General features: G+C 67.4%; 7 protein-coding genes and 3 pseudogenes (2 of these 10 cut by a window edge). 6 read left to right on the plus strand and 4 right to left on the minus strand.

Going from position 1 to position 9940, the window contains the following annotated elements; all coding sequences use genetic code 11:
* From ruvA to ACFE99_RS06600, 3 genes and pseudogenes are all read left to right on the plus strand, one after another.
* Positions 1-341, plus strand: a pseudogene (gene ruvA / locus ACFE99_RS06590) (Holliday junction branch migration protein RuvA) (it extends 259 nt beyond the left edge of the window).
* A complete protein-coding gene (gene ruvB, locus ACFE99_RS06595) occupies positions 338-1402 on the plus strand; it encodes a Holliday junction branch migration DNA helicase RuvB (protein ID WP_375483583.1) in 1065 nt (354 codons plus the stop codon). Before ruvA ends, ruvB begins: the two are co-directional and overlap by 4 nt.
* Positions 1403-1496: 94 nt before the next feature.
* On the plus strand, positions 1497-2174 hold the full coding sequence (locus ACFE99_RS06600) for a hypothetical protein (protein WP_375483585.1): 678 nt from the start codon (positions 1497-1499) through the stop codon (positions 2172-2174).
* A gap of 67 nt (positions 2175-2241) precedes the next feature.
* On the opposite strand, the gene car is transcribed toward ACFE99_RS06600, so the two are convergent.
* Together car and gabT are read right to left on the minus strand one after the other, a co-directional pair.
* Complete coding sequence (gene car / locus ACFE99_RS06605) at positions 2242-5742, minus strand: carboxylic acid reductase (RefSeq protein WP_375483587.1); 3501 nt, start codon at positions 5740-5742, stop codon at positions 2242-2244.
* A 119-nt stretch (positions 5743-5861) separates the two neighbouring features.
* Complete coding sequence (gabT, locus tag ACFE99_RS06610) at positions 5862-7202, minus strand: 4-aminobutyrate--2-oxoglutarate transaminase (RefSeq protein ID WP_375483589.1); 1341 nt, start codon at positions 7200-7202, stop codon at positions 5862-5864.
* Between the two features lie 84 nt (positions 7203-7286).
* Here gabT and ACFE99_RS06615 point away from each other — a divergent pair, with 84 nt between their 5' ends.
* Complete coding sequence (locus tag ACFE99_RS06615; protein ID WP_375483591.1) at positions 7287-7661, plus strand: methyltransferase family protein; 375 nt, start codon at positions 7287-7289, stop codon at positions 7659-7661.
* Between the two features lie 12 nt (positions 7662-7673).
* On the opposite strand, the pseudogene ACFE99_RS06620 reads toward ACFE99_RS06615, so the two are convergent.
* Together ACFE99_RS06620 and ACFE99_RS06625 are read right to left on the minus strand one after the other, a co-directional pair.
* Positions 7674-8104, minus strand: a pseudogene (locus tag ACFE99_RS06620) (nitroreductase family protein).
* Between the two features lie 4 nt (positions 8105-8108).
* A complete protein-coding gene (locus ACFE99_RS06625) occupies positions 8109-9248 on the minus strand; it encodes an amidohydrolase family protein (RefSeq protein WP_375483593.1) in 1140 nt (379 codons plus the stop codon).
* A gap of 161 nt (positions 9249-9409) precedes the next feature.
* Between ACFE99_RS06625 and yajC the strand changes: the two genes are divergently transcribed.
* The gene (gene yajC, locus ACFE99_RS06630) at positions 9410-9775 is read left to right on the plus strand and encodes a preprotein translocase subunit YajC (RefSeq protein WP_375483595.1); all 366 of its coding nucleotides are present in this window, start codon (positions 9410-9412) and stop codon (positions 9773-9775) included.
* A gap of 81 nt (positions 9776-9856) precedes the next feature.
* Positions 9857-9940, plus strand: a pseudogene (locus tag ACFE99_RS06635) (protein translocase subunit SecD); its annotated part runs 388 nt beyond the window's last position; the annotation flags it as partial.

The following is a 9940-nucleotide window of genomic DNA, read 5'->3' on the forward strand; positions in this document are numbered from 1 at the left end:
AGATCGCGCTGGCCACGCTGGCGGTTTACGACGCCGCGGCGCTGCGGCAGGCTCTGGCCGACGGCGACGTCACCGCGTTGACCCGGGTGCCGGGCATCGGCAAGCGCGGCGCCGAGCGAATGGTGCTCGAGCTGCGCGACAAGATCGGAGGAGTCGCGGCACCGAGCTCGTCGGTCAACGGTCATGGGGTCCGCGGGCCCGTGGTCGAGGCGCTGGTGGGGCTCGGGTTCGCGGTCAAGCAAGCGGAGGAAGCCACCGACGCGGTGCTGGCCACCGACGGCGGCGCCACCACGGCCAGCGCGCTGCGCGCCGCCTTGTCGTCGTTGGGGAAGACCACATGAGCCGGTTCAGCGAGTTTTGCGACGAACCGGGCGAACGAGACGTGGCGCCGACGCTGACCGTCGGTGAGGGCGACGTCGACGCCAGTCTGCGGCCGCGTTCGCTGCGGGAGTTCATCGGCCAGCCGCGGGTGTGCGAACAGCTGCAGCTGGTCATCGAGGGCGCCAAGAACCGCGGCGGCACTCCGGACCATATCCTGCTGTCCGGGCCGCCCGGGCTGGGCAAGACGTCGCTGGCGATGATCATCGCCGCAGAGCTCGGGTCGTCGCTGCGGGTGACGTCGGGGCCGGCGCTGGAACGGGCCGGTGACCTGGCGGCAATGCTGTCCAACCTCGTGGAACACGACGTGCTGTTCATCGACGAGATCCACCGCATCGCCCGGCCAGCCGAGGAGATGCTGTATTTGGCGATGGAGGATTTCCGGGTTGACGTCGTCGTCGGCAAAGGCCCTGGTGCACCGTCGATTCCGTTGGAAGTGGCACCGTTCACCCTGGTCGGTGCCACTACCCGGTCCGGCGCGCTGACCGGCCCGCTGCGTGACCGCTTCGGCTTCACCGCCCACATGGATTTCTACGAACCCGCCGAGCTTGAACAGGTGCTGGCGCGTTCGGCCGGGATCCTGGGCATCGAGCTCGGCGCCGACGCCGCCGCGGAGATTGCCCGCCGATCGCGGGGCACTCCGCGGATCGCCAACCGGCTGCTGCGCCGCGTGCGTGACTACGCCGAGGTGCGCGCCGACGGGGTGATCACCCGCGACGTCGCCAAATCGGCGCTGGAGGTCTATGACGTCGACGAACTCGGTCTGGACCGGCTGGACCGCGCGGTGTTGTCGGCGCTGACCCGGAGCTTCGGCGGCGGCCCGGTTGGCGTGTCGACGCTGGCGGTCGCGGTCGGGGAGGAGGCAGCGACGGTTGAGGAGGTGTGCGAGCCGTTTCTGGTGCGGGCCGGCATGATCGCGCGCACCCCGCGGGGCCGGGTCGCCACCCCATTGGCCTGGACTCATCTCGGGATGACGCCGCCGGTGGGAGTCTCGGGTCTCGGGCAGCCCGGCCTCTTTGACTAGCGCGCTCGTCAGCCGGTTACACCGCCACCGATGCGGGTACCCAGCCAGGTACTGAACGCCGGTACAGCCGGTGTCCACTGGTTGAGGAGACATGATGAGAGGCTCACGCAGGGCAGTAGACGGTTACAACGGTCTGCACATGCCACGCAGCCGCGGTGCGGTCATGGGATTGCTCCTGGTCCTCCTGGGCGCATGGGGCGCATTGATTCCGTTCGTCGGGCCGTATTTCGATTGGGCCTACACGCGAGACAAGGCGTGGGCATGGACCGCGGCGCGCGGCTGGCTGGAAGTGTTCCCAGGAGTCACCACCGTCGTTGGCGGACTGTTGCTGATCGGTTCAAGAAACCGTGCCACCGCGATGTTCGGGGGCTGGCTTGCGGTCTTCGCCGGAGCCTGGTTCGTGATCGGCGCCACCTTCGCCTCGGTATTGCGGATCGGCGACATCGGCCATCCGGTGGCCGCCACCGACCTCAAGCGAGCGCTGCTGGAGATCACCTACTTCTCCGGGCTCGGTGCGCTGATCATCTTCCTGGGCGGAGCGGCGTTGGCCCGCCTGTCGGTCCGACTGGCCCGTGACGTCGAACCGGCGGCCGCTGCCGCGACCGACGTGCCGACAGCCGAACCGGCGCCGGAATACTCAGCCGCTCCCGAAGTCTCGCCGGACGCGATGACCCAGGTGCGCGGCGAGCAGTACGCGGCGCCTGCCGAAGAGCCGCGGGAGAGCAAGGGCAGCTTCTTCCGCCGTCGACGCCACGTCGGCGCTGACCGCTAACCCAGCGCCAACAGACGCGAAAGCCCCCATTTCAGCGAGGAAATAGGGGCTTTCGCGCGTCTTGTCGTCAGAGCAAACCGAGCAACTCCAGATCGGTGATGTACTTGACGATGACCTCCCGCGTCACGTGCGGAATGTCTTTGTCCGGACCGATTTTCGCCTCTTGCACCGCGGCCTGGAACCGGTCGGTCGGGGCCATCGATCCGCGGATCGGCTTTTCCGGCTTCTGGTAGTTGTGCAGCAGCGGCAGCAGCGAGTACTGGCGCTGCCGCTCTGGCAGGGCACGTATCGCGGTCTCGAACCGCTGCAGCCAATCGGCGTAGTCATCGATGCGCCGGATCGAGTAGCCGGCCTCGACCAGCCAGTCGACGTACTCGTCGAGCCCGATGCCGTCGTCGTGCGGGTTCATCACGTGATAGGTCTGGTAGCCCTCGACGTTCTGAGCCCCCAGCGTGGAGATCGCCTCGGCGATGAACTCGACGGGCAACCCGTCGTAGTGGGCGCGCTGCGGGTTGCCGTCCGCGTCCAGCTCGTAGAACGAGCGGGGCGCGATCCCCGTGGTCACCAGGCTGAGCATCAGCCGGGTGAACATGTCCGGCAGGTTGAGCTGGCCCGCATACGTGGTGTCGGCAAGGATCATGTCGCAGCGGAACACCGCGACCGGCAGACTACAGAGGTCGTTGGCCTCGCGCAGCAGCACCTCGCCGGCCCACTTGCTGTTGCCGTAGCCGTTGGCGTAGCCGTCGCTGATCTTGCGGGTCGCGCTGATCACCCGGATGTCGGCGTCCTCGGTGAACGTGCCCGGTTGGATCTGGTCGCCCACCCCGATCGTCGACACGTAGGTGTACGGCTTGATCTTCGTGGTCAGCGCCAGCCGGATCAGCTCGGCGGTGCCCAACGCGTTGGGGCCGAATAGCTCGCTGTAGGGCAGCACGTGGTTGACCAGCGCGGCGGGGTCGACGATCAGGTCGACGGTCTCGGCCAGCCGCTGCCAGGTCTGCCGAGCCAGACCGAGATCGGGTTCACCCTTGTCGCCCGCGATGACCTCGAGGTGATCGGCGGCCAGCTCGCGATAGTGGGCCAGCAGTTTCGGGTCGCCGCTGTCGAACGTCTTGTCCAGCCGTTCCCGGGCTTCGTCATCAGACTTGGCTCGCACCAGCGCGATCACCTTGCCGTCGACGAGGTTCATGCGCTCCAGCCACTCCAGCCCCAGGTAGCGGCCGAGGAAGCCGGTCGCGCCGGTCAACAGCACCGTGCGCACCTCGGCGCTCGGGCCGGGCAGGGTAGGGGCGTCGGCCAACGTCTTGGCGTCGATGAACTTGTCCAGCGTCAGATCACGTGCGTGCACCTCGACCGTGCCGCGGCCGTGCGCCGAGGCAAACGTCGGCCGCTTGGAGCCGTGCAGCTCGGCCTGGATGTAGTCGGCGATGGACGCCAGGTCGCTGGCGGGGCTGACGACCACGCCCACCGGCACGTCGATGTCGTAGATCTCGCGCAGGAAGTTGCCGAATGTCAACGCCGACAACGAGTCTCCGCCCAGGTCGGTGAAGTGGGCATCGGGCTGCAATTCGCTGGTCGGGGCGCTCAGCAGCGCACCGGCGGCCCGGGTGACGGTTTCCAGCACCGGCCGCTGCGCGCCGCTGCTGCGCAGCTCGCTCAACTCGTCGGCCTGGCTTTGGGCCAGTTCGGCGTAGAGCTGTTCCAGCCGCTCGCCGTAGCGCTCTTTGAGCTTGGGCCAGGCCAGCTTGCGGATCCCAGTGAGCAGCCCGTTCTCCAGGGTGAACCGCTCGGTCTCGATGAGAAAGTCGCGCGGCACCTCATAGGACTGCAGACCCGCCTCCCTGGCAACCTGCTGTAACGACTCGGCGATCCGTGGCTTCAGGTCGTCGAGGTCGAAGCGCGCCAGGGCCTCCTCGGTCGGCACGATGACCGCCAGCAGGTAGGGGTGTGCGCTGTTGCCGTAGATGTAGATCTGGCGCACCAGCGGGCTGTTGTTGAACACCGCCTCGAGCTTCGCGACGGTCACGAACTCGCCCTGCGCCATCTTCAAGACGTTGTTGCGGCGGTCCACATACACCAGCTGGTCCGGGCCGATCTCGGCAACCACGTCGCCGGTGCGGTAGTAGCCGTCCGCGTCGAAGACGCCGGCCGTGATCTCCGGGCGCTTGTAGTAGCCAGGGAACATGTTCTCGGTCTTGAGCAGCAGTTCGCCGCGCGGATACGGCCGGTCGGTGTGGAAATAGCCCAGGTCGGGGACGTCGACCAGCTTGTAGTCGACCACCGGCGGACGTTGCACGACGCCGTCGAACAAGACCATCCCGGCCTCGGTCGACCAGTAGCCGTCCAGCAGAGGCATCTGTAGAAGGGAATCCCCCCACGCCCGCAGCTCCGTTGAAGTCGGCGCAGAGCCCGTCATGGCAAAGATGAACCGCCCGCCCAGCAGATTGTTGCGCACGTCGTCCATCACCTGAGCTTCGGCGGTGGCGCGGTCGATGCCCTCGGACGTCAGCCGGTCCACCCGGGTCAGGAATTCGCCGTACAAGGTGTCCCAAACTCGCGGAACGAAGTTCAGTTCGGTGGGCCGCATTAGCGCGAGGTCTTCGAGCAGCGTGGACAGATCGCTCTTCGCGCCGAAGTAGGCGGTACCACCGTTGCCGAGCGTGCCGTACAGGATGCCGCGTCCCATGACGTGGCTCATCGGCATGAAGTTGAGCGTGATCGACGCCGCAGTCGGCCCGAACCAGTTGCGGCTGGACCGCCGCCACATCTTGGCGACGTTGCCTTGCGGATAGATCGCCCCCTTGGGTGCGCCCGTGCTGCCGGAGGTGTAGATCAGCAGCGCCAACGAGTCGTCATCGATAGCGGCGGCCAGCGCCACCGGCAACGCCTCTCCGCGCTGCAACACATCGCCCAGCGCCTCCACGACCACTGGAGTATCGGCCAAACCGGCGCGGGCGGCGTCCAATGCCTCGCGGTGGTCGTCAACCTCCGGGCGGTAGTCGAACACCACCAGCCGCGCCGGCAGATGGCCGGAGCGGATCAATTCGGCGGCGTCGGACACGTAGTCGACGCTGGCCGCGATCACGCTCGGCTCGGTCTCGGCGACAATCGGCCGCAGCTGCGCGAGCGCCGCACTGGTCTGCAGCGGCACCGACACCGCGCCGATGCTGCCCAGGGCCACGTCGATGGTGGAGTAGTCGACGCTGGTGAAACCCAAAACAGCGACGCGGTCACCCGGGGCGACGCCGTCGACCGCCCACGCATTGCTCAGCGCACGGACGCGGTCGGCCAGTTCACGGTAGGTGATGGTGTCGAAGCGGGGGAGCAGTTGTGCCGAGGCGCGGCCGGTCTTCGGGTCGGTGACGAACTCGACGGCACGCTGGCCAAGCGCAGGCCGGTCGGCGTAACCCTGCAGCACGGTTTGGATCACCTGCGGCAGGCGCAGTCCGGGGTGCTCGAGGGCCGCGGCGACCGCCGGGTCAGGACGTGCGGCGGCGAACTGCAGATCGTCGGCGGTCAACTCGGCGATGCGGCGCTCTAGCTGCTCTTCACGGATGTCAATCGACATAACACGACCTCGGAACCAAGACTTGAGAAGGTTGACCGCGCCTCGTTGCGCCTAGAGGAAACTACGTTAGCAAAGCTAATTGTATTCCGGAACGGGTGAGGGTGTGAGATGAATTACCGCTAAAGCTTCGCCAGCAGTTCTGCGATGACGTCGAGACCTTCGGTCAGCAGCTCGTCGCTGATGGTCAGCGGCGGCAGCAACCGAACCACGTTGTCGAAAGTGCCGGCGGTCAAGACGATGACACCGGCGGCGTGTGCAGCCGCGGCCAGCGCGCTGGTCAGCTCAGGGTCAGGGTCGGCCGACCCGGGTTTCACCAGCTCGATCGCGATCATGGCGCCGCGGCCACGCATATCGCCGATCCGGTCGTCGTTGCGCTGCAACGCGCGCAGCCGGTCGATCATCAGGTCGCCGAGCTGCCGCGCGCGCTCGACCAGCCCGTCGCTCTCGATCGTCGCGATGCTGGCCAGCGCCGCCGCGCAGCAGACCGGGTTGCCGCCGAAGGTGCCGCCCAGGCCGCCCGGCTGGGCGGTGTCCATGATCCCGGCGCGTCCCGTCACCGCCGAGAGCGGCAACCCACCGGCGATCCCTTTAGCGGTGCAGATCAAGTCGGGCTGGATGCCTTCATGCTCGCAGGCGAACATTGCGCCGGTCCGCGCGAAGCCCGTCTGGATTTCGTCGGCGATGAAGACCACGTCGTTCTGCCGGCACCACTCCAGCAGGGTGGGCAGGAACCCGGGCGCGGGGACGATGAAGCCGCCTTCGCCCTGGATCGGTTCGATGAGCACCGCGGCGACGTTGTCGACGCCGACTTGCTGGTCGATGACGCGAATGGCGCGCCGGGCGGCCAGCTCGCCGTCGGTGGCCAGCTTCTCGTCGAGCAAGCGGTCGCGAAACGGGTAGGAAAGCGGCGCCCGGTAGATCTCCGGCGCGAACGGCCCGAAGCCGCTTTTGTACGGCATCGATTTGGCCGTCAGCGCCATCGCCAGGTTCGTGCGGCCGTGATAGGCGTGGTCGAACGCCACCACAGCCGGTTTGCGGGTGTGACAGCGGGCGATCTTGATGGCGTTTTCCACCGCCTCGGCGCCGGAGTTGAACAGCACCGAGCGTTTGTCACCCGAGCCGGGCGTCAGCCGGTTGAGTTGCTCGGCGAGCGCGATGTAGTTCTCGTACGGGGTCACCATGAAGCACGTGTGGGTGAACTCGGCGACTTGGGCGCGGACGGCGTCGACGACACGCGGGGCTGCGTTGCCGATCGTCGTGACCGCAATGCCGGAGCCCAGGTCGATCAACCGGTTGCCGTCGACGTCCTCGACGATGCCGCCGCCGGCGCGCACGGCGTACACCGGCATGGTGCTTCGCACGCCGCTTGCCACCGCTGCGGCGCGCCGCTTGGTCAGTTCCAGCGAGGCCGGGCCCGGGATTTCGGTGACGAGGTGGCGACTCTGGTCGAGAGCGGGCACGTCGGTCTCCTCACGGGCAGTCCGGGTCGCGTGGTGCTTCGAGCCTATCGGTGCGAGCTGCCGCTGGTTCTGCAGCGAGTCCGCGTGCTGCGGCTCCCGGGTGTGGCCGGCCCGATCGGGGTGGCGCTGCAGGCCGCTGGAATAGCGCTACGAGGGTGGTCGATGCACACGCTCGGGGCCTTCTCTACGCGGACGCTTCGCACCGAAGACGACCCACATGTCGTCGACTCGGGCGCCTACCCCTTTATCCGGCACCCGGGATACACGGGCTCTTTGTTGACATGGGCAGGGCTCGGTCTCGCTTCACGCAGCATTCCGGTCATCGTTGCGGTGGCTGCGTTGCTGGGTCGCGCCTACCAGCGCCGCATCGGCGCGGAGGAGCAACTGCTCCGACAAGAGTTGCCCGGCTATGCCGAGTACTGCCGCAGCACCAAGAGGCTTATCCCATTCGTTTGGTGACCGAGAACCGCATCAGCCGGCGGCCGCCGTTCCGACCGGCGGACCGTCGATTGAGTCGACGGTGGCGAACGCGGTGAGCGGCGCCCGGTTGAGCCGACGCAGTTGACGGACCGGATAACCGAGCGCGATGACCGCCGCCAGCGCGAGCGGGTCGCCGGCTCCTAGCAACGCTTTCACCTCGTCTTCAGCCCGAATCAGGAGGGTGATGCTCACGCCGCCCAGACCCTCGTCGCGGGCGGCCAGCAGGATGCTCCAAGTGAACGGGTAGAGCGAGGCGGCGCCGGCAAACGAATACCCGGTCCGCGTCGCCACGCTTGCGCGTTTCCGCCGCTTGGCGCGAACCGTGCGGTGTCCAGGACGCGGGCCAGCACGGCGTCGTCGACGGCTTGGTCACGGAAGGTGCGGATGGCGCCGGTGGTTCGCAGCGCCTCGGTGAGCTCCATCGGGTTACCGACCCAACAGCGAGTCGACGTTGGCGTGGAAAAGGCCGGGCATCGCCGGCTCCTCGCAGCCCATCCGCCGGTAGTCGTCCAGCGGCGTCGCGGTGCCCTCGGAGTGCGGATAGTCGCTGCAGAACATGAAGACGTCGCCGGTCTTGTCGGTGAGCTGCTTAGGGTCCTCGTAGGAGAACGACGACACCCGCACGTGGTCGAGGAAGTACTCGCTGGGTCGCCGCGACAGGGTCGCCACCGGCTTGCCATTGAGCCGCGTGGTGAAATCTGCTGCGCCGTCCAGCATCAGCAGAAACGACGGCACCCACGCGGAGCTGAGCTCCACGACGCCGAAGCGCAGCCCGGGATGGCGGTCGAACACGCCGTGCAAAATCAGATCGGTCAACGCGAGTGCCGGAGGCACCCACAAGAACACCGCCTCGGTGGCAGTGGCCAAGTCGTCGGTCGGGTCCTCCGGATACCAGCAATCGTCGAACACCCGCACCTGGTCGGCGACGTGGAACACCGGAGTGACGCCGCGGTCGACGAACGCGGACCACATCCGGTCGTGGTCGGGGTGCGACAGCGCTCGGCCGTCCACCGGCCCGGCGCCGATCATCGCCAGCCGGACACCGGCGGCGGCCAGCGCAGCCAGCTCGGCCTCCAGCCAGTCCGGGTCGCGCAGCGTCAGATGGGCCACCGGATGAAGGCGCCCGCGACCCTCGGCCTCCACCACCGCACACCAGCGGTTCCATGCCGTCATGTTCGCGGTCAGCGCGGGAAGCGACGACGAGAGCCGCCGCTCCCACAACAGGCCGAAATTGGGGAAAAGGACCGCCTCGTCGAGACCGACGTCGTCAAGCCAGTCGATGCGAGCTCCCGGCAGCCAGTAAGACTCGGGCAACGCCTCGTCGTAGCGGTAGGACGCCGGCTCGCCGGCCCGTTGCCGGTTGCGGTGCTCGCCGCAGGAGGCGGTGTTGCCGGGAAGATGGACGTCGGCCAGAGCAAGGGGAGCGCCGCGCCAGCTCAGCCAGGTGTAGCCGAGCTCGTCGTCGACCAGGCTCAGCGCCTCCTCCCGGGCGGCCGGATCCATATGGTCGGCCCATAGTGAACGGCTCTCGTACAGGTGCTGGTCGGAGTCGACGATGCGGGTCATATCGCCCGTTGTCTCACTGTCGCACCGCCACGTCAAGGCCGTCAGTGCGCCGCCGAGTCGGTAACGCAGGCGTGCAATGGCACACTGGGGACTTACCAAGCCGGGGAGCTGTTCATCTCCGACGCCCTGGCCGTCATCTAATACGAAAGATTGCTGCTGCCATGGACCTGTTCGTCTTCTTGCCGCTGATTATTCTGTTGGCCGGATTCATGTTCTTCGCGTCGCGGCGTCAGAAGCGTGCGATGCAAGCCACCATCGACCTGCACGAGGCGCTGCGCATCGGCGACCGCGTGCACACCACATCCGGTTTGCAAGCGACCATTACCGGAATCACCGACGACACTGTGGACCTCGAGATCGCGCCGGGGGTGGTGACGACCTGGATGAAGCTGGCCATTCGGGACCGTATCGAACCGGAAGCACCCGATAGCGAGGCTGCCGGCGCCGAGGAGGCCCGCGAGTTGACCCGCGACCAGGATGTCGTCGAGCAGGACACGCCCGACCGGGAGCGACTGACCAACGACTGAGGTCTGCCCACCGGCACGTAACCTTTGCGGGGTGCAGTGACCACCGCGGGAGCGGATCGCGCGAGAGTGTGAGGAGAAAACGTGGCATCGCCTTCGGCGCCGGTGCACCCTGCCCGCTATCTGTCGGTATTCCTCGTGCTGCTCGTCGGCGTCTATCTGCTGGTG

The sequence above is a fragment of the uncultured Mycobacterium sp. genome, assembly GCF_964249325.1.
Taxonomy (GTDB): Bacteria; Actinomycetota; Actinomycetes; order Mycobacteriales; family Mycobacteriaceae; genus Mycobacterium.